General features: G+C 56.7%; 14 protein-coding genes and 1 pseudogene. 8 read left to right on the plus strand and 7 right to left on the minus strand.

Features of this window, described 5'->3' with window-relative positions:
• Positions 1-224 precede the first annotated feature (224 nt).
• The 3 genes from E2484_RS14215 to lhgO form a co-directional block, all read right to left on the minus strand.
• Complete coding sequence (locus tag E2484_RS14215; protein WP_137285849.1) at positions 225-2,186, minus strand: archaea-specific SMC-related protein; 1,962 nt, start codon at positions 2,184-2,186, stop codon at positions 225-227.
• Positions 2,187-2,243: 57 nt separating this feature from the next.
• Positions 2,244-2,846: a rod-determining factor RdfA gene (gene rdfA, locus E2484_RS14220; protein ID WP_137285850.1), complete on the minus strand. Its 603-nt coding sequence runs from the start codon at positions 2,844-2,846 to the stop codon at positions 2,244-2,246.
• A 1,099-nt stretch (positions 2,847-3,945) separates the two neighbouring features.
• Positions 3,946-5,163, minus strand: a complete 1,218-nt coding sequence (gene lhgO / locus E2484_RS14225) for an L-2-hydroxyglutarate oxidase (RefSeq protein WP_137285851.1) — start codon at positions 5,161-5,163, stop codon at positions 3,946-3,948.
• A gap of 106 nt (positions 5,164-5,269) precedes the next feature.
• Between lhgO and E2484_RS14230 the strand changes: the two genes are divergently transcribed.
• The 3 genes and pseudogenes from E2484_RS14230 to E2484_RS14240 form a co-directional block, all read left to right on the plus strand.
• Positions 5,270-6,034 (plus strand): IS5 family transposase, encoded by a 765-nt coding sequence (locus E2484_RS14230; protein WP_137285852.1) that lies wholly within the window; start codon positions 5,270-5,272, stop codon positions 6,032-6,034.
• 275 nt (positions 6,035-6,309) lie between these two features.
• Entirely contained in the window at positions 6,310-6,630 is a 321-nt protein-coding gene (locus tag E2484_RS14235; protein ID WP_137285853.1) for an antibiotic biosynthesis monooxygenase family protein, read from the plus strand.
• Between the two features lie 173 nt (positions 6,631-6,803).
• A pseudogene (locus E2484_RS14240) lies at positions 6,804-7,049 on the plus strand (zinc ribbon domain-containing protein); the annotation flags it as partial.
• A 13-nt stretch (positions 7,050-7,062) separates the two neighbouring features.
• Here the strand turns inward: E2484_RS14240 and E2484_RS14245 are convergent.
• Both E2484_RS14245 and E2484_RS14250 read right to left on the minus strand, forming a co-directional pair.
• A complete protein-coding gene (locus E2484_RS14245) occupies positions 7,063-9,846 on the minus strand; it encodes a M14 family metallopeptidase (protein WP_137285854.1) in 2,784 nt (927 codons plus the stop codon).
• A 515-nt stretch (positions 9,847-10,361) separates the two neighbouring features.
• Positions 10,362-11,099 (minus strand): sulfite exporter TauE/SafE family protein, encoded by a 738-nt coding sequence (locus E2484_RS14250; protein WP_321112632.1) that lies wholly within the window; start codon positions 11,097-11,099, stop codon positions 10,362-10,364.
• Positions 11,100-11,491: 392 nt separating this feature from the next.
• On the opposite strand from E2484_RS14250, the gene E2484_RS14255 reads away from it, so the two are divergent.
• The 3 genes from E2484_RS14255 to E2484_RS14265 all read left to right on the plus strand — a co-directional run bounded on the left by E2484_RS14255 (position 11,492) and on the right by E2484_RS14265 (position 15,324).
• Positions 11,492-13,279 (plus strand): bifunctional metallophosphatase/5'-nucleotidase, encoded by a 1,788-nt coding sequence (locus E2484_RS14255; protein ID WP_137285856.1) that lies wholly within the window; start codon positions 11,492-11,494, stop codon positions 13,277-13,279.
• A 186-nt stretch (positions 13,280-13,465) separates the two neighbouring features.
• On the plus strand, positions 13,466-13,849 hold the full coding sequence (locus tag E2484_RS14260) for a DUF302 domain-containing protein (protein WP_137285857.1): 384 nt from the start codon (positions 13,466-13,468) through the stop codon (positions 13,847-13,849).
• A gap of 86 nt (positions 13,850-13,935) precedes the next feature.
• Positions 13,936-15,324: a multicopper oxidase family protein gene (locus E2484_RS14265; protein ID WP_321112633.1), complete on the plus strand. Its 1,389-nt coding sequence runs from the start codon at positions 13,936-13,938 to the stop codon at positions 15,322-15,324.
• Positions 15,325-15,349: 25 nt separating this feature from the next.
• Here E2484_RS14265 and E2484_RS14270 read toward each other — a convergent pair whose 3' ends face one another.
• Both E2484_RS14270 and E2484_RS14275 read right to left on the minus strand, forming a co-directional pair.
• The gene (locus tag E2484_RS14270) at positions 15,350-17,365 is read right to left on the minus strand and encodes a copper-translocating P-type ATPase (protein ID WP_137285956.1); all 2,016 of its coding nucleotides are present in this window, start codon (positions 17,363-17,365) and stop codon (positions 15,350-15,352) included.
• A gap of 393 nt (positions 17,366-17,758) precedes the next feature.
• Positions 17,759-18,760 carry an ion channel gene (locus tag E2484_RS14275; protein WP_137285859.1) on the minus strand — a complete coding sequence of 334 codons (1,002 nt, stop codon included), beginning with the start codon at positions 18,758-18,760 and terminating at the stop codon, positions 17,759-17,761.
• 243 nt (positions 18,761-19,003) lie between these two features.
• Between E2484_RS14275 and E2484_RS14280 the strand changes: the two genes are divergently transcribed.
• Together E2484_RS14280 and E2484_RS14285 are read left to right on the plus strand one after the other, a co-directional pair.
• Positions 19,004-19,294 (plus strand): hypothetical protein, encoded by a 291-nt coding sequence (locus E2484_RS14280; RefSeq protein WP_137285860.1) that lies wholly within the window; start codon positions 19,004-19,006, stop codon positions 19,292-19,294.
• Positions 19,295-19,780: 486 nt separating this feature from the next.
• Entirely contained in the window at positions 19,781-20,239 is a 459-nt protein-coding gene (locus E2484_RS14285) for an SHOCT domain-containing protein (protein WP_137285861.1), read from the plus strand.

Below are 20,239 nucleotides of genomic sequence, written 5' to 3' on the forward strand. Positions count from 1 at the left end.
GAACCTCTACTCCGATTCCGTCACACCTCTTGCTTTTGATCGGCACCTAAAGTCGGTGGTACTTCTCCTATACCTGTACCAAGAAGCGTGTTACAATACTACTTCTGTAACAAGATGGAATTGGTACCTTTGAGAGCGTCCCTTACCGCAAGGACCCTCTAACGAAGACGAAACAAAAGAAAACACGGGGAACGCACAAGCACGTCACAACGACGGCTGAAGCCTTAGATTTGCGTGACCGTCTCGTGGTCGATATCGATCGCGTCGGCGTCTTCCGGCAGAAGAGCAACGACCAAGAAATCGGGATAGTCTGCAAAATACTCAATCAGTCGGGCAATTCGACCTGAATCGATCGCTTCTAAAGAGTCCAATAGCATGACAGGCACCGTTTCGTGGAGATTATGGACGAGATACCCGGCCAGCGCAAACACGAGGCCAACGACCTCACGTTCACTCTCACTGAGAGTATCTATCGTCCCCTCGTAGGTTTGTCCCGATTCAGATTCACGGACGATATGCAATTCGAAGTGGTTTTGCTTGATCTTGCGTCGCCCCTGTCGCGTTTCGCGTTCTTGGCGTTCGATCCAGACACGGGCGATATTCTCGTATTCGAGGATGTTGAGTACGTCTTCCATCCGAGAATTGAATTCCTCGATGGCGTTCCTCTCGAGACGATCAATCCGGTTACGCAATTCCTCAAGCTGTTCGTTGATTTGCTCCCGTCGTTCCTCGTATTCGTCACGGTCTGCGACTAACGATTCAATGTCTGCAATTTCGTCTTCGACAGACGCAAGTGTATCCTCTTTTTGCTCCAGTTCTAGTTCTACTTGGTTTGCCTCCTTGTGCAAGTCGAGCAAATCACTGTAATCCGATGACTGGGTTTGCTCAACTGCCTCCTCAAGATCCTCGATTTCCTCGTGGATATCGTCGCGTTGCTGTTCAAGATCCTCGATCCGGCCTTGTTTCTTTTCGATCTCGGTCTCAATCTCTGCGAGACGCTGATTCAGGCGCTGTAGTTCCCTCTGCGAATCTTCCAATTCCGAAACCTGTTCTTTCGTCTCGTCGATTTCTCGCTGAATCGACTCGCGAGTGCTAAGTTTTTCTTCACGGAACGACTGCAATCGATCAAGGGTATCCGTGATGTCTCCTCGAGAAACCTCAGACCCGCACGTCCAGCACACGACGGACTCTTCGCCTTCTAGCAGTCGATCCGTAATCGCACCATCCCCGCTGTCGTCTTCGCTATCGTCACGGAGAACATCAGCAATTTCGCTATCTGTCCCGCTAAGCATGTCCTCGTTGAATTGAATAATACTCTGTAGCTCGTTGGTTTGGGTATTCACTTGGCGTTTGCGGTCACGCAATTTATCAAGTTCATCGCGAAGCGAACTCACGTCTGTCTCAGAGTCAACAGTAAGGTTCTCCCTCGTATCGCGTTTTTCATCTCGTTCGTCTTTGAGAGACTCAATCGTTTCGTTGGTGGTTTCGATCTTGAACCGGATGTCTTCTAACTGCGACCGAAGTTCTTTGAGTCTGTCGAGTTGGTCTTCGACTTGTTCTTGTTCTTCGCGTTTCTTCTCAAGGTCAGTATCGGCATCCTCGATCTCTGCTTCGAGTTCTGAGAGACGTTCACGGCGCTCTTCGACTTCTGTTTGCAAACGGTTTTTCCGCTGCTCGAGTTCGACGAGTTCCCGTTCACGATCTTCGATATGCTCTATCTTCTCGTCGAGCTGGCGCTTTTCGCTCTGGAGCCTGTCGATTTCGGTGTTAATCTCTTCCGTATCAATTGGCCGAGTAATGACCTCGCGCAGGTTATCGCCGCGGGCAACTGCCTGCCGGGCTTCGTTTTCTTCGAGAAGGAACGCAAAGAGATTTGCGAGTTCCGGATCGTCGAGGTAGCCATCACTGGATGACTCGACGATACCGTTTCGACGGTTGAATTCTCGTTCAACAACGGTATCGTCGAGCGTTAGCTGTACACGTCCATGGTCAGCATCACCTTTGAGGTTGAACGCGTCGCTACCCATCGCGGCCATCACGGACTGGAGGAATGACGTCCGATTCGTGGCGTTCTTCCCTTGGAGAATAGTGGTGCCATTTGACAACTCGACGTGAGTCTCATTGATTCCGCCGATATTCTCTGTAGTGAGTGCGAGGGTATTGTAGGACGTTGCCTTTGAGCTCATACGCATAGTATTGTTGGTACCCGCAAATAGTTCTTTTCGTTCGCAGAGGAGGGATATTCAGGTATTATTACAGCTACAGCCGTCTCGTACTGCAGTTTCAAAACCCATTGAACGTCCACAGTCGCTACAGACGACGTTGAGATCGACCAATACGTCTGTTTCTCCGAGGTCGGCGATACCTGCAGACTGTAAAGTTTCGAGGGTCGATTCGGTCACGGTCTCTAGCCGTTGTTGCAGTGCAAATACAGTATCTTTCGCCTTTTGACGGCGCTCATCGGGTGTTTGGCTATCGTCTTTTGTTGCACCCAAACACTGTTTCAGGTGACGATAGACCGTTTGATGTGAGACGAGATCTGACGAAAGTTGCTCGACGTCAACCCCAGCACGGTCAAGTTCACGTCGAATCTCGATTTCTTCCGCTTCGCTTAATTCGTCGGTAGTTAGCGCCTCATACACGGGCGAACGACTCCATTGATGTTGCGTTACGTTCGCTGCGGAGAGTGCCGCTTCGATAATGTCCTTGTTCAAGTTCTCTGTGAGTTTGCGGACACTCACTCCACTCTGCCACTTTTGTACGAGTTGATCATCTCGATATTGAAGGCCATAGTCTGTTCTTACGGATTCGACTTTGCATCCACAACCGTCCTCTTTGCCCGTCATTCTCCTAGCGGGTTGTTACAGGCCTAAGCATGTAACTCTTCGGACTTGGTTTGCTCTGCTATTTTGATATAGTAATTATTGCTGGTTTAGACCAAAGGTCATTTTGAACGCGACAACAAATCTACTGTACAGTTGAAGTTAGGGAAGAATCTTGTCCCTCTTGATTTGTTGCGAAGCCACTCTCAAAAATGTAATTACTTTTAGGGACGTCCTCGACTGTATTCCCAACATAATAGATTATAATTTATAATAGTCTTGCTAGAATTATAAATCTATCTTATATAGTAGATATATTAAGTATACGATTTAAAAATTATTCTATACTTTCTATATTAAGAAATGATTGAGGAGTTATTAACCCTGGAATTTTTCCTTAGCAGTAAGTATTGGCCAATTCTCGGTAATATTGTCTATTTCTCACACTCTAGTTAACTCCTCTAACCATCTTCTGCCTTTACACCAATTTTAAGCCAAAATTGTCACATGGATATCATTGAGAAAGGTCCAATTACTTCTGTCCGATTGCCGTGCGACGGAAGACAATATAGTTACAAATTTACATTATTGTTACCCTCATAGATGCGATGAGTCGAGAGTTCGACTACGTCAATCACGAGGTCGAACTGTCCACCGGAGGGGCCACTACTGGAGTGCGATCGTCTTCTCGACAAAGTACTTCTCCGCGGATCGCCCCTGCCTTGCGCCAGCCATTCTACCAGTTGTATGGAACCGCCCGCACCTCCAATCGTCTTCCCCGCCTTCCGCCAATCTGGATCATACGGCATATCCATTATCAAAGTTTCCTGTCTTCTGACGGCCGATAGTACTCCACCAAGGACGCTGGTATGGCGGTATCGATACCTATAACGAACGGGATCCACACTTCCAAACTCGGAGACACCTGTATTCCCTCGGGACCGGTCCGGCCACAGATGCTGTTGGCGGTGACTCTGCATTTCACTCCTGCCCGATCCTACCGCTGGACACGAGACAGATACAGGTAATCATACCGCGTCACCACCACGAGGACCCACCCACAGGGGTGATATACACGTCGTCGCAGATTCACTCCGAAGCCGAACACGGCGGTTCGTATGTGTCATGTCTCGGCCTCCCCGAGGTCGTTGAGCACCTCGTCGGCAAGGAAGTCGCCGAACGGAAGCGAAGACGTGAGTCCCGGTGAGACGGCGTTCAGGACGTGAAGCGAATCCGGGCCTCTCTCGAATACGGGATCTTTCACGAGTTGTCCGTCGTCGCGAACCACCTGGGCACGAATGCCGGCGTAGCTACGTCGGAAATCGCTACTACGGGCGTCGGGGACGAGCCGCCGGGCCGCATCGACGAACGCCTCTTTCCGGTACGACTTCCGGAGTTCGTCCCACGCCACCTGCATCATCTTTGGACTGCCGAGTAGCTTCCAGAACCCCTCGTAACCTAACGTCTCGACGAGTTCTCCGACATCAAAGTTCGTGTTCCGGTAGGCCTCCCGTCCGAACGCGAGCACCGCGTTCGGTCCGACGATGACCTTGTCGTCGGTCCGACGCGTGTAATGGACGCCAAGGAACGGGAGACTGGGATCTGGCGTCGGATAGATCATCGACTCGCAGAGGTCACGCCGTTCGGGGGTGAGTTCGTAGTACTCGCCCCGAAACGGGACAACTTGGTACTCCTCGCCGACACCGACATCGTGGGCGAGGGTGTCCGCGTAGAGACCGGCCGCGTTTACCACGTAATCGGCCTCGAGACGACCCTTGTTCGTTTCGATGAGGTAGCCGTCACGTCGCCGACGTAGCTGTTCGACCGCGTATCCCATGTAGAAATCGACGCCCGAGTCCTCCGCATCGGACGCGAGCGTGTAGACGTACTTCTGGGAATCGATTGACGCTGCTTCCGGGCAATGTAGCGCCGCGTGGCCGACGGCGTGGGGTTCATATTGTTTGATTTGCTCTTCCCCGTGTAGTATCTCCGTCTCAACGCCGTTTTCGTCCGCTTGCGCTTTCAACGTTTCAAGCCTCGCCTCCTCTTCGTCCGATTGTGCGACGACGACCACCCCACACTCGTCGAGCGGAATGTCGTTCGCGCGAGCGTACTCTTTCATCCGCCGAGTCCCTTCGGTGCTGAACTGCGCTTTGAGCGATCCCGGCTCGTAGTTGAAGCCGGGATGGAGAACGCCCGAATTCCGTCCACTCTGGTGTTCTGCCAGGTGGTATTCTTTTTCGAGAACCGCGATGTCTAGACTAGATTGCTCTGCCAAGGACTTCGCGACCGAACACCCGACACAACCCCCGCCGACGATAGCGACATCGTGCGTTACCATGTTTGACAGACGCTCGTCTCCCGGATAAAATAACTCGGTCTCAGGAAATTTCGGCCTTGTTGAAACCCTTGATGAGAAACACGACGGGTGAGTAGCGCAAGGGAAGATGGACGCTCTCCCGAAGCCCCGACTCCTCCAATTCGTCGAACGCGCTGTCGTGCTGGCCCGTCGTGCTGTTACACGGTTCTCGACTCGCTATTCGCAGAAGCGATTCACGCTCCGGCAACACGTCGTCCTGCTCTGCCTCAAGGTGAAGAAGACGACTACGTACCGCGATCTCGTTGATGAACTCATCGAGATGCCCCGCATCCGTGATGCTCTTGATCTCGACTGGATTCCGGTACCTTCGACACTCTGTAAGGCGTTCGATCGTTTGGAGATGGCTGTCTGGCGGGTGTTACTGAACGTGTCGCTGGCGGATTTACCGGTCAACGGTGTCACCGGGATCGATGCGTCCGGATTCGAGCGGGCTCATGCATCGTCTCATTACACAAAGCGTACGAATCTCTCGATACAGCAGTTGAAGATGACGTTGTTGGTCGATACGGCGACCAATGCCGTTCTCGATATTCACGTGACGACAACGCGGAAGCACGATACCCAGATTGCGCCGCAGGTAGTGAAACGGAACGCAGCGTCCATCACGGAGCTGACTGGCGACAAAGGATATGACGACCAAAAGCTTCGGCTGCTCGCCCGTGACCACGGTATTCGCCCACTCATCAAGCATCGGGAATTTACCTCACTACACAAGGCGTGGAATGCACGGCTGGATAGCGACCTCTATCATCGACGGAACATGAACGAGACAGTCAATGCGGCGATCAAACAGAAATTCGGGGCGTACGTGCGCTCACGTCGTTGGTGGTAGCAGTTCCGCGAACTCGTCATCAAATGCGTCGTTCACAATCTGGAACGAAGCCTTGCTATTCCACACAGTGAGTGTGATTGTCCGTAATTCTGAGAGGGACGGACTGCTGCATACAGAGGATCATTGCAGCGTAGTGGATGCGTTTAGTTCAGCCCAAGACAGGTGAATCAACTATTCGGTGAACGTGCATATCGGTCAGAGGGAAGTGTCTGCGATGCATCTCGTGTTCACGTAAGAGAATCTTTTTGACCGCGAAAGCGCGAGTACCGGTATTGATGTATCTGGTTACGTTCCGCCTCGATCCAGGGGAGTATGACGCGGAGTTCCACGAAGTAAACGATGCGATACAAGCTGTTGCCGAGGACACAGAGGGATATCTGGGCAAGCGGACATGGCATGCCTCGGAGAGTGAGGAGGTTCTCGTCGTGTATTATTGGGAGTCGTTGGACGGGCTTGCGTCGTTTAGAGCAGATTCTACCCACAAACGAGCGAAACAACGGTGGACAGAGTGGTACGATGCGTACGAAGTCACTGTCACAGAAGTTGTCGAAGCGTACGGGAGTGGGTTCGGTGACGACGCAGACCCACCCGCGTAGCATACCACAGCCTTGTTCGATTGGTTACATTCACATTCCGTGTACTAAAGAAACATTCTGTATCTACCGATTCGATCTGACTGACTCTGGTGGAGATTCTGTGCAAGATACGCGCTCTGTATTCAGCAGTGCCGCTGGAACTTATCACTGCTTGAGGGTTTCAACAAGGCCAGACAGACAAACCGTTGTGGGTTCGCGAACATTCGTGTCCGTCGTGTGGGTTCGAGGCGGACAGAGATGCGAATGCGTCGTGGAACATTCTGTCTCGCGGTCTCGAACAAGTAGGGACGGGCTGTCCCGAATCAACGCCTGTGGAGACTGCGCTCCCTACGGACACCGAATCGGTGTCTGCAAAGCGCGTCGTGGAAGCAGGAAGCCCCACCCTCACCGAGCGACCCGCGCAAGCGGTGAGCGAGTAGGGTGGGGAGGAAGTCACTCGCCGAACGTGGAGTCGAGTTCCCCGTCTACGTACCGGTTCTGCACGAATCCGAGTGCGTTCGTCAGCATGGTGTGCCCCAGGAACGTCGGGGTGTACTCGAGCAGTCCGAACGGATGGAGATTGGATTGATTACCTGGCGGGAGGAGGCCGCCAATCACGTGAATCCCTCCCCCGTTCGCGTCCGAAAGTGAGCCTGCGCCGACGTACGGCGATCGTTCGGCAAACGGCTGTTCGTACGTGATGCCGGCGATCGTCCCGTTTGCCTGCTCGAACGCATCGACATCGACGACGGTCATCGGCGCCTCGCCGGTGAAGGTGATCGGATAGCCAAGTGGCGCAGGCTTCCAGAGTTCCCGCTGAATTGGCCGGGTGTCCGCGAGCAACGGATGGTCCTCGTTGCGCTCCCCGAGGAACGCACTGAAGAGTGTGACCTCCGTGATATCATCACTACTGATTCTCGCAGCCAGTGCGTTCTCCATCACGCCGAGCAGGGCCACACCGCGGTCGGTGACGATGAGGTTTCCACCGGCCTCGACAAACCGGTCGAGTTCGTCGATATAGGCCTGATTGTCGATTCCCTCTGCGTGAGAGATGACGAGATTCTCGACGCGAAGGTTCTTTGCGCCTTTACGGAGCGCTCCGTTCGCGATGTCCGTAACGCTGACCCCCTGCATGAGGGTGGCGTCGTCGTTTCGGTTCTCGCTGGATCGACCCTGATCGTGGTTCGCCGTCTTGAGGGTCCCCGAGCGTGTCAGGTAGTCGCGGTAGTCCTCGAAGTACGTGAGTGGTGAGACTTCGTACGCCCGCTGCTGGTAGCCGAGTGCGTCAACGGGATCCGGGGTGGGAACCGCCTCGTCACCCTCGGTCAGCAACGTCGTGACGGTCACTGTCGCGGTCGTCGTCCCGCCGCCTTGTGTCTTGACCGTGACCGACCATTCACCGGCTGCCGGGTCTAACACGGTCCATTCAGCGGTCCGCTTGGCTTGATCGTGGATCCCGGCCGACGTTGAATTGAATGTCCGGACGACCTGTCCGCTTGGATTCCGGAGCTGGGCGAGTGCATCCCCCTCGGGGCTCACTGTCACGGAGAGCGATTGCGTGCCGTCCGATACGTCGAACGCGGTCGACTCCCACTGCGGGCCCGCGGTCACCGACTTCGTAACCTGTCGGCGGTCACTGCTAGCTGTCGATAGATCGCTTGACGACCGGGTGAGCGCGTCCGTGGTGACGTAGGCTGCTTTCGCGTCCGCCTCGATTGTTCCCTGGACGGATCGCACGGCGTGACGGGTAGTGGCGCGGATGACCTCCTGATAGCCGACGACCCAGAGGTTCGTGAGCCACGGCTCGTACGGGCGGCGATGGAGCACCCGGTTGTCCCAACCCATCTCATGGGCCATGATCTGCATGCCGAGCCCGCCCTGCTCCTCCGGGTGGCTCATCCACGAGATGAGGGTCCCAGTCGTCGTGTAGCCGATGGTGTCGAGGATTGTACCGTAAGAGTAGGCTACGTCAGGCACGGGGGCATCCGAGAACCCGTACCGCTGATTCAGCGCCGCGAAGTCGTCCTGGTGCTCCTTGAGGAGATCCCCCAGAGCAGCATCGACTCGGGTCTGAGTACGCTGGTTCCACTCGTAGAGGTCGTGGAACTGGTCGTGGCTGTACTGATCGTTGACGATGAGGCCGTTGATGAAGTCGGTCGACATGAACTTGCCGTGGAGGTCCGACCCCACACGCAGGTTTTTATAGTCCCGGAGATGGTCGACAATGGCAAGCGAGTCCGGGACGGTCTCCGTGTATTCGGAGGGCACATCAGCGTCGATACCGGGTTCGTCATCGACGAGATTTTGGCCGTTCGGTTCGGCGGGATGGTAGCCCGGGTTAATCCAGCCGACAGTCGGATATTGGCGGTTCGGGTCGACCCCCGTCGCGGTTTCCCGCTTGAAGGAGTTGTGCCCGAGGTCATCGATCAGGTCGTACTGCGGGTTACGCGAAACCCAGCCGTCCGGATTCGCGTAGAGGAAGACCAGGACCACATCGTCGAGTAACGCCTCGATTTCCGGCTCCCCACCGTCGAGGACCTGTTCGATGAACCGGGTCCCCGCTTCGGCACCGGACCGTTCGTCGCCGTGAATCGACAGGACGAACAGCGCCTTCTCTTTCTCACGGAATGCCTCCTCGTCGGTGATATCGTTCGTAACTTCGGCGACATAGACCTCCTTGGGATCGTCTTCACCGAGGAAGGCGTTGTAGTGGCCTGGACTCTCACCAACGCCGTAGAATCGCAGGCGATCCTCGTGACGGGATTCGAGGTGGTTCATCCCGTCGATCATCTGCTCGTAGTCGATGTAGCTGACTGCGTCGTGGGTGTCGGGGAACACGCCGTTCGGATAGTGGTTGAGCAGCCAGAATGGATTCGAGCCGGGTGAGAACTGAAGTTGGCTCACCTGCTCGTTGTCGGCCACCTCGGCAGTCTGGTCGCGGGTCAGCACGACGTACGCAGCAGGTTGTGGTTTGGTCGTGGTCACCGGATTGAGTCCAAGATCCGTGAGCGCGTCGAACCCACTCTCATCGTCGAGCGTGAGGAGCGTGGGAATCTCGAAATCCTCGTCAACGTGGTTGACGACGTAGCTGTAGACGTCGGTGAACTTGGACGAGGTGATGTCCGCGAGGGCGTTCCCCGGAAGTGTGAGTGCGCCGGCGGTCGCCGCCGACAATCGAACGAACGTTCGACGGGAAATCGGACTCTGCTCGAACTGGGGGTCAGAGGATTTCTGCATGGTCACTTCCCCTCCGTTCGTGTCGGTGCAACCGCGTTGTCATCGCCCCCTACCGTTTGGTCTATCTGATTCGCGATACTTTCGATTTTACTTTCGTTACTCTGTATTTGGAGTAACGACGTTTTCTCTGGTATCATCGAACGATCCGGTTTGTGTATAGTACGCGCATGTCTTGGTTAATTAGGTATTACAATGATTTCTATCCGGTGAAAGAACCGCAGGTATTATTCATTAGAAAATAGTATATGGTCGGTTAATAAACTCAGATGGAACAGTATTAAATAAGGGTCCTATCTAACTAAGGATAGATGGTAGAAGTTGAACAGATTTCATCGTTTTAACCATCGTCGGAATCGACGGGCGCTGCTACTGGCAGGTCGCCCCACCGGGCGTAACCCGCGACTGACGTGCCCGACTCATCGAACGTCACGCGAAAGTGTCCTTGGGGCACGAGGAAATGCATAACTTAGTCTCTTTGGAGAGTTCTACCTAAAGAGGTTGGAGAATGTCAAGCGCTATAGCTTCGGAACTGTTGTGAAGAGCAAGACAAACGCGTTCACCGTCAGAAGAGCAAGTACGAGCCAGCCGAACAGGCGTTCGGAGACGTGATCGAAAATCCAGACGCCAACCCACGCGCCGAGGAACACCATTGGAATCGCGACCGCCGCCTCGATCAGTAGCGGCGTCTCGACCGCGCCAGTGTACGTCAGGCTTCCCAATCGGTAGAGCATGAGCGTCCCGAAGAAGGCGGTGAACACCGCCTTCATTTCCTCGTCGCTCCAGAACCCGCCCGCAGCCATGAACGCGCCGTAGACGATCATCGGCGGCCCCGGCACTGCGACCGCCCCGCCGAAGATGCCAGCGAACAGCCCCGCTGTCGCACCGACGACTTTTCCGGGTCTGTACCCCTTTTCCTCTATCCAGTCGGTAACGACGTCACTCTGCCGCGTCGCACCGACGACAATGACTGCGAGCACTAGTACGACGCCGATGGCGGCGCGCATCTGAGTTTTATCGAACTGTTGGAAGACGTAGATTCCCAATGGCATCCCGACGGCGAGACCTGCCATCGGAACAATCCACTTTCGCCAATCGAAGGCGTCGCGAACACTCCACCACACTCGAGCGTTGCTGACGACCGCAGTTATTGTGAAGACGATCGAAGCGCTCCCTGGCGACCGGAACAGCGGCATCACGCCCATCGACACCTGAGCGAACCCGAAGCCTGCGATGCCGTGGACGACCGACGCCACGAAAATGACGAGTGACGTCAGGCCCGTGATAATCCATTCAATGGCCATCAGCAGTCCCTCGATAATGAAAATTCGATTCGTGGGCTACTCACCGCGTTCCCGTACAGGGAAGACATGGTCATCGATACGAAGGCGACGTTTTTGTGTGTTATTGCCAAAACCGAGATATATTCTGTTCCCCGCCAGTACGGTCTCCTGATAAATACCGCTTCTAAGCTATAACTGAACCACACCCCTCAAAGATCCCCTGCTACTCTTGAGTGAAGTGGGCACAACTGGTGTAAAGGATGCCGTTGATGGGTTATCCATGACGTCCCCTGATGACCGCCAGCTAATACATGGACAAACAGCTGGAAGTTCACCGAGAGTCGAATCCGTCCGTCTCCTTGACTATGAGTCTCAACACTGACTTTCTCGGGAAGTGGAGACGGCTCGATGGATCCACCTCCCCCGACCAGGAGCAGCAATCGGACCTCGTCTTCGCGCACGTCAGCGACCTCCACGGCCAACTCGTCCCGGGCCATCAGGTCTACTACGACAATCTGCACAACTCACCCGACCTCAACTTCGACGGCGACGACAAACGCATCGAACGCGGCGGTGGGGTTCCAGTCCTGACAGCGAAACTCGACCAGCTCCGGAACACCTCCGACGACGTGCTGACGCTGATGAGCGGGGACACCTTCCACGGGACGGCGGTCACGACTTACACCGATGGCCGAGCGATGCTCGACCCCATCAACAACCACCTCCGTCCGGACGTCTACGTTCCCGGTAACTGGGACTACTCGAACGAGGCTGTCGAGGACAGCAACTTCCGCGATTTAATGGCGGAACTCGAAGCGCCAGTCGTGGCTAACAACCTCTACGACTGGGAGACGAACGAGCGCCTCTACGACCCGTATGTCCTTCGAGAGGCAAGCGACCTCACGGTTGGCGTCGTCGGGATGACGAATGTCTACGTCGACCGGATGGCTCCGGCGTTCCACGAGGGGAAGTACCGATTCGGAAAGCACCCGGCGCTCCTCGCGGAATCAGCGGAGGCGGCCCGCAAGGAGGGTGCCGACGTGATCGTCGCCGTGACCGAAATCGGCCTCCCATGGATGGTGCAGGCCGCTAAAGACATCGAGAGTATCGACGTGATGTTCAGCGCTCACACCCACGAGTACACCCACGAACCGATCGTCGTCGAGGACACCGAGACGGTCGTCGTTGAGTCCGGGATGGGCGAGGCACTCGGTCGCGTCGACCTCCGGGTCCGGGACGGTGACGTTGAGTTCCGCCACCACCTCTACTGCCTCGTCGACGGACTCGACTACACGCCCGACCCCGACCCGGACGCCGAGAGGACCGTCGAGGCGATTCGCGAGCCCTTCTTCGGCGAGGACGTCCACCAAGAGCGCGGGGCAGGGACACTCGACCGATCGCTGGACACCGTGGTTGGCGAGACCGAGCAACCGCTCTACCGGCAAGCATTCCTCGAGAGCGCGTGGAACACGCTGTTCAACGATGCGCTCCGTGAGCACTTCGGCGCCGACCTTGCGGTCTCGCACGGGTTCCGATACGGAACCGCCGTCCCGCCAGGGGAGATTACCCTCGAGCAACTCTACACGTTCTTCCCGATGACCGCGCCCGTCGCCCGCGGCGAAGCCTTCGGCCAGCAGATTCGCAGCCACATGGAGGAGTTCCTCGTGGATAACTTCACGCCGTACGTCTACGACCAGGAGGACGGGCGACTCCGGAACTACTCCTCGAACGTCGAGGTGGTCGTCGACCCGACGGCTAAGCGCGGACGCCGACTGGTCGACCTGTGCGTCGACGGCGAGTCGATCAATTCCGAGGAGACGTATTCGGTGGCGACGTTCCGGCGTCCTGGCGACCCCGAGCGCGACCTCGGCGGCTGTGGCTTCCCGTTCCGTGATATCCGGGTCGAGGAGGACACGATTCCGGTCGACGTTATCGTCGATTTCCTCGACGAGCACTCGCCCGTGAGCTATGACGTACAGGGTCTAGTCCGAACCCCTGCGAACGGCGGTGATGTACAGAACACGCCCGCAGACGGACCATATCCATTCATCCAACCCGGCGTCGATTACGCAGACGGTGAGGAGTACACGGAGACGCGTCTCATACCAGCTAAGAACAGATTTCCGTCGGAGGCTTGGAATAGATATCGATAACGGCTCATCCCTTCTCAACACCGCCCCTATATTGTAAATACCATACAATTTTACGGTGGGGTATAGATGACTGTTTCTGAAGTAGTAATTATCGCATTATCGTCCAAATCGCTAGAAAAATGGGGATTTAGTGAGGTCCCTTGGTCGCCCCAAAGAGTAATCAATACAGGGCCGGTTGTGTACTGTATGGAATATACAATGCGGAAACGAATCGACGATGACTTCGAGTCAGTCGTCGAGAAGACGATGAGTGCGCTTGAAGACGAAGGCTTCGGCGTCCTCTGTGACATTGACGTGCAAGCGACGTTCGCGGAGAAACTCAACGAAGAGTTCCGGAAGTATCGCATACTCGGCGCCTGTAATCCCCAACTCGCCTTCGAGGGCCTCGAAGACGAAATCGAACTCGGTGCGCTCCTGCCGTGCAACGTCATCGTCTACGAGACCGACGACGGCGTCACCGTGAGCGCCGTCGATCCCGAACAGCTGGTCGGCATCACGGACAACCCCGAACTCGACTCGATCTCCGAAGAAGTTGCTGACCGGTTCGAGCGGGTACTCGACGAACTGTGAACGGACCGTCAACGTCTCGGCGTCGGTTCCTCCAGTTACTAGGCGGGGGAGGTGCGAGTGCACTTGCGGGATGCTCGGGGAGCGACGTGTTAAACTCTGCCGACGAATCGCAGCCTGCCACACCACGTCCGACCGTCTCAGCCCCTGCGGACACGTTAACCACGGTCACCGCAACGCCCGGCCAAATCCAGCCCGGTCCGAATACATCTGCTCAGAATTGGCTATACAATGGCGAGTTCCCTGGACCGGAACTCCGAGTCAAAGAAGGAGACGTACTCGAGACCACGGTCAGAAACGACGTTTCGGAGGGGACGACGATTCACTGGCACGGAGTTCCGGTGCCCAACGCAATGGATGGCGTCCCCGATGTCACCCAACAGCCGATAGCACCGGGTGAGACGTTTACGTACAAGTTCCGGGCGGAGCCCGCTGGGACGTACTTCTACCACAGTCACGTCGGACTCCAACTTGACCGCGGACTTCTCGCTCCGTTGGTCATCGAGGAACAGGACCCCCACGTCGAGTACGACCGGGAGTACACGGTCGTTGTTGACGACTACTTGGACCAGGAGCCACGACCGCTTTCGGAAGTCGACTCCGGGCAGGGTCCGATGGGCGGCGGACGGGGAGGTCGAGGCGGTCGCGGCGGCATGGGTAGTAACGGTCCCGGCGGCATGGGAAACATGGGCCAGATGGGCGACAGACGACCACCGTACGCTGGACTCCTCATCAACGGACGCTTGCCGGCCGACCCGCAGACGTTCACCGTCCGAGAGGGCGAGCGAGTGCGTCTCCGATTCGTGAACGCCGGGAGTGCGACGGCGTTCCGAGTTCGGACTGCCGGTCACGAAATGGCGGTCACCCACGCCGACGGACGGCCGGTCGAACCGGTGACGGTGGACTCGTTCGTCTTCGGGGCCGGCGAACGGTACGACGCAATCGTCGAAGCCGACAACCCCGGTACGTGGGAGATACGCGCCGACGCCGTCAACGGTGGAGAACCACCGGCACGCGCCCTTCTTCAATACCAAGGGAGTAATGGTTCTCCGTCTGGGCCGTCCTCGGGAGGACGCCGACTTGCATATGGGGACCTCCGTGCGCTCTCACCGCTGGACGGAATCGATGGTCGCCCGGACCGCCAGTTCGACCTGACGTTATCGGCGGGCCGCGGCGGTTCCTACGAGTGGTTGATCGACGGCCAGGCGTACCCCGACGCCGACCCGCTCCACGTGAGCGAGGGTGACCACGTCCGAGTCAGGATGGTGAACCATAGTCCGGTGATTCACCCGATGCACCTCCACGGTCACTTCTTCCAAGTCGGAAACGCCGTCAAAGACACCGTCATCGTCCCCGGCCATATGGGCGAGGTCACCTTCGACTTCGTCGCAGATAACCCCGGAAGCTGGCTGTTTCACTGTCACAATCTCTACCACCTCGAAGCAGGGATGGCTCGCGTCATCCAATACGTCGAATAAAAGGACAGGGACGTGTTTGTTCCCGTCAGTCTGCTGGTTGGGCCGTCTGCTGTGCTGTCACGCCCGGTAGACTTGGGAGGCTGAGGTCAACCCGGCGGAGGAACTGGGCGTTAATCGCGACGATCACCGTCGACAGCGACATCAAGAGCGCGCCGACCGCGGGCGAGAGCAGGATACCAATCGGAGCGAGAACCCCTGCTGCAAGCGGGAGTGCGAACACGTTGTAGCCCGCAGCCCACGCAAGATTCTCCTTCATCTTCCGGTAACTCGCCTTGCTCAGCTTCACAAGACGGACGACATCCAGCGGGTTATTCTGGACGAGGATAATATCCGCCGACTGGACGGCGACGTCCGTCCCGGACCCGATGGCGATACCGATGTCAGCACGTGTGAGTGCCGGCGCGTCGTTTACGCCATCGCCAACCATCGCCACGAGTTTGCCCTGCTCTTGGAGCTCGGTCACTTTCTTGTCTTTGTCTTCGGGGAGTACCTCGGCAAACACCGTGTCGATACCAAGGTCGTCGGCGACGGCGTTGGCGACATCCTCGGAGTCGCCAGTTAACATCGCCACTTCGATACCGAGTTCGTGGAGTGCGTCAACGACCTGGTAGCTCTCCTCGCGAACGACGTCTGCGAGCGCGAACGCGGCAACGGGAGTCCCATCGCGTAAGAGGTAGACGACCGTTTGGGCGTCCTCTCCGGCCCGTTCCGCGAACGCCGTCAGCGCTGACGGGACGTCCGTGTCGAGATGCGACAGGAGGTTTGGACCGCCGACGTGAATCGTAGCACCGTCGACGGTCGCACGTACTCCGCGGCCCTTGAGCGCCTCGAAGCCAGTAGCGGCTGGCGCATCTAGGTTCCGCTCGTTCGCGGCCTCGCGGACTGCCTGTGCAATCATGTGTTCCGAATCACCCTCGACGGCGGCGGCGAGCGACAGCGCCTCGTCCTCGTCGATGTCTTCGACAGTCTCCACGTCGACGATTCCCTGTTCGCCCTTCGTGAGTGTCCCTGTCTTGTCGAAGATAATCGTATCCAGTTCCCGGGCCTGTTCCATCGCAATTCGATCCCGAATCAGCATGCCGTTCTGTGCGGCCAGCGACGTGTTGATCGCGACGACGAGCGGAATAGCAAGTCCGAGCGCGTGCGGACAGGCGATTACGAGTACGGTCACAACTCGCTCGATGACCGTGGCGTTGAACGAGACGGCGATAGTCCACGCGATGCCGGTCACGATAGCCACCGCCAGCGCGATGTAGAACAGCCACCCTGCCGCACGGTCGGCAAGTTGTTGTGTCCGAGACTCGCTCTCCTGGGCCTCCTCGACGAGACGCATGATACCCGCGAGCGTCGTCTCGTCGCCTGTCGCAGCAATTCTCACCCGGAGGCTCCCATCACCGTTGATGGTCCCACCGATGACCTCGTCACCAGGTTCCTTCGACACCGGCTTCGACTCACCAGTAATCATCGACTCGTTCACGTCTGAGTCGCCCTCCTCAACGACGCCGTCAGCAGGTACGCTAGCCCCCGGACGGACGAGTACAAGGTCGCCTTCCCCCAGTTCATTCACCGGAACCTCCTCAGTCCCGCCGTCTTCGGTGATGCGCTCGGCGGTGTCAGGGAGGAGTTTGGCCAATTCGTCGAGAGCGCTAGAGGCCCTGCGGACCGAGCGCATCTCGATCCAGTGGCCCAGTAGCATGATGTCGATCAGCGTCACGAGCTCCCAGAAGAACGTTGATGCCGTCGGGAAGACGACGCTCGCGAGGCTGTAGACGAACGCGACGGTGATGGCCATCGAAATGAGTGTCATCATGCCCGGTGTGCGGTCCTCGAGTTCTGGAACCGCCATCCGAAGGAACGGCACCCCACCGTACGCAAAGACGATTATCGCGAAGACGGGATTGATCCACTCGCTGCCGGGGAATGCCGGGACCGAGAACCCGAGCCACTCCTGGAGCGTCTCGCTATAGAGCAGGACCGGAATGGAGAGGAGCGTCGAGACGAAGAAGCGCCGCCGGAACATCTGTTCGTGTCCCTCGTGCATGCCGCCCTCGCCGTGGCCGTCATGGCCATTTGCCTGTTCTCCGTGGTCGCCGTGCGTCCCGCTGGATTCGTATTGCTCGTCGACCTCTCGTTCGGCCTCGTCGGCGTCTTCAGCCTCGTCCTCGAGCATTGATTGTTCTACTCGCGATTCTTCGCGTTCGTCAACAGATGAACCGTAATCGTTCTTGCTGCCCTCGTGTCCATCGTGATTAGAATGCCGGTCAGACCGGGTTCCATCGCTGGATTTGTCGCTGTGATCGTCCATATGCTCCCTTCGTGTCCAATAGTATGATTCCTCGGGGGAAAGAGTGTGTGGCCAGCGTTAGGCCGGTAACGTACCATACGGGAGATTCTGACAAGGGTACAGTACGTTCAACCGCAAGCCGAGTCGACTTCATGTGTCTCTACTGGTGGGCCATTGACGTGCGTCAGATTCGACCAGTCCAAGCATCGTTCGGCGGCGCTTCTCTAGGTCCCCGAGAGCAGAAGTGAACTCATCGTCGGAGTTCGTCGGGATATCAGCGTCGCGAATCACCTCGAGGGCTGGCGGCGGTGGAGCGTGATTTGCAGGCTCGATGAATGTCCCGTGTAGTGCTTCGAGGTAGCTCTCGACACTCGAGCGTGCGTTCTCGATGATGGCGTCACTGGGCCGTTCCTGTGCAGGGATTCCGAATTCGAGTATCGTCAACGCGTCGTCGAGGACGGCAATGCTCGTGACCGGTGCCTGCTCGGGTTGCTCGCTGTGAAAATAGTGGAGAATTGGATACGCCTTGTGATTCGACGTGAGCGTGTTCAGTTGCGTAACGTACGTGTTCAGCAGTATATCGAGCCCCTGGAACTCCTGACCGTCCCACGCATTTCGCACGAACTCATCGCCCTGTATTCCGAGTCCGCTGATGCCGGTCGCGAACGAGCGTTTCTGGGTGACTGCCTCCAGTACGGATAGGATGTACGTAACACCGAGGGTAATGAAGAGCATTCCACTCCCTGTTACGAGGACAGTAGCGATCTGCCAGACGCCACCTCGCGGGGCAAAATCACCATTCCCGAGGGTGAACATTGCATACCCTGTGAAGTAAATCCGCTCGACCCAAGAGATGGAGCCTCCGTCGATGGTGTCGATGAGGATGTTTTCAGCGCCGGCAAAGACGAGGGTCCAGCCGGCCCAGAGGAGGCTAATCCACACCGTGAAACCGACGGTGAGAATGAGCGGTCCGGTGAGGGTGAGGACTTGCGAGTTTTCACCGCCGACCCATCGAACAGTTTGCCACGTTACCGCCATGAGACGAGACGTGAGGGGACCTGCGCCGCCCTCCACCCAAAGCGTTGTCCAGAGAAGGTCGACCACGATGCCGATGAGAAGCAGTACTCCAAGTACGAAATAACCGCTTGTCATGGTAGTTCCCCGTCACGGACAAACGCTCTGGTTGTCGCCCTATCACCAAACGCTTGATTCACGCGAAACGGACTCATTTTGTCTCAATCCTTCCAGTGTATCAGGGATTCTCCTTGACCCCGATCCTGCGTATTTACTCCAATACTGGTGGACACAGCAGTAATACCGACGAGAGCAGACGCAAAGAATGTACATGACGATACGGTCCGTAGGCCTATCACTCTGGAACCCGTATTCTGGACTATGAGCTCTCGAACGCCGGAAGAGTGTATCGAACTCGCACTTGACAAATCGGCGACCGAGTCCGAACGTGAAGATGCAATTCACGAACTCGAGATGGCCAACGAGTGTGACGAGCTCGATGCTCTCGTCCGGAGGGAGAGTTTGAGCGACGGGCTCCGCCAGCGCGCACTCCAGGCGTTGGCGACCCCACAGTGCGATACAATGCTCCGAAGACTTGCGGGGGAAGAGTCCTTGGAGCCCTCACTTCGCCAAGAAGCGGAGAAGATCCTTCACGAGCGAGACGATCATTAGTAGGAAACACAACGTCAGCTCTGGAATCTGGCAACTCTCTGCCCGTAGTCGAACAGCGTCAGCGCGACGATGTACAGCGGTTGGGTCGCGACGAGAATCCCCGAGTGTGGCAATAGCAATCGCTAACGTCTTCTACCAGTTCATCGTATCCGATTCCCGTCAACTGTCGTGTTACGGCCTATGTCCAGTTCGAGTCCCCCTGGACATAACCCCCCGTGCGACTACACGAACACGGCATGGCACTCAGCTACGCCAGCATTGTTAATGTACGTTATTGCCATAACCGACAAAAACTCAGACCGACAACGCAGCGTACGAGATGACGCTCGTTTAAGAGATGGTCATCAAGATAAGGATGCGACTCCCCGTTTTCCAAGTCGAACATCACGAGTACGTATCATTCTGTTCCGTGAGTCACGGGTATAATTTCAACATGCGCCTGAGAGCACCGTGGCCCTTTTGATAGTGGGGCTACAACTGTATTGTATGAATAGGGCAATACTAGGTGCTGGAAGAGGTCCTTGGATCGTTGGTCTGATAGTGTTTAGTGGTGGCCTCCTCGTTGCATCTCCGACCATCGCCTGGTACTGGCTCCCCCTGACGCTTCTCCTCGTGGCCGGTGTGGCATGGTTTCTCACAGACCGCGAATCAGAAAGTCAGACCGGAAATTACGAATCGAACCCGGATGCTTCGACTGATAGGGAAGCGGCGTTAGACACGCTCAAACAGCAGTATGCTGTAGGTGAAATCGGCGACGCAGAGTTCGAACGCCGATTAGAGACGCTACTGGAGAACGAGACAATCGCCGACGTCGAAACCCGAGTTGACGCCGATTCCGAAGCGGCGAACGAGACCGAACACGCCGAGCAGGAATCCAGGAAACAGACTCCCCATCACCGCCATAAGTGTTATCGCCGCGGGAAACACCATCACGGACGACACTGA

The organism is Halorussus salinisoli (genome assembly GCA_005239435.1).
GTDB lineage: Archaea > Halobacteriota > Halobacteria > Halobacteriales > Haladaptataceae > Halorussus > Halorussus salinisoli.

Bases quoted from the DNA above. Each gene is read 5' to 3' on its own strand.
- E2484_RS14275 (WP_137285859.1), bottom strand. From the start codon at position 18,760: ATGACAAGCGGTTATTTCGTACTTGGAGTACTGCTTCTCATCGGCATC.
- E2484_RS14245 (WP_137285854.1), bottom strand. From the start codon at position 9,846: ATGCAGAAATCCTCTGACCCCCAGTTCGAGCAGAGTCCGATTTCCCGT.
- E2484_RS14285 (WP_137285861.1), top strand. From the start codon at position 19,781: ATGAATAGGGCAATACTAGGTGCTGGAAGAGGTCCTTGGATCGTTGGT.
- E2484_RS14260 (WP_137285857.1), top strand. From the start codon at position 13,466: ATGGAATATACAATGCGGAAACGAATCGACGATGACTTCGAGTCAGTC.
- E2484_RS14230 (WP_137285852.1), top strand. From the start codon at position 5,270: ATGGACGCTCTCCCGAAGCCCCGACTCCTCCAATTCGTCGAACGCGCT.
- E2484_RS14255 (WP_137285856.1), top strand. From the start codon at position 11,492: ATGAGTCTCAACACTGACTTTCTCGGGAAGTGGAGACGGCTCGATGGA.
- E2484_RS14270 (WP_137285956.1), bottom strand. From the start codon at position 17,365: ATGCACGAGGGACACGAACAGATGTTCCGGCGGCGCTTCTTCGTCTCG.
- rdfA (WP_137285850.1), bottom strand. From the start codon at position 2,846: ATGACGGGCAAAGAGGACGGTTGTGGATGCAAAGTCGAATCCGTAAGA.
- E2484_RS14215 (WP_137285849.1), bottom strand. From the start codon at position 2,186: ATGAGCTCAAAGGCAACGTCCTACAATACCCTCGCACTCACTACAGAG.
- E2484_RS14235 (WP_137285853.1), top strand. From the start codon at position 6,310: ATGTATCTGGTTACGTTCCGCCTCGATCCAGGGGAGTATGACGCGGAG.
- lhgO (WP_137285851.1), bottom strand. From the start codon at position 5,163: ATGGTAACGCACGATGTCGCTATCGTCGGCGGGGGTTGTGTCGGGTGT.
- E2484_RS14280 (WP_137285860.1), top strand. From the start codon at position 19,004: ATGAGCTCTCGAACGCCGGAAGAGTGTATCGAACTCGCACTTGACAAA.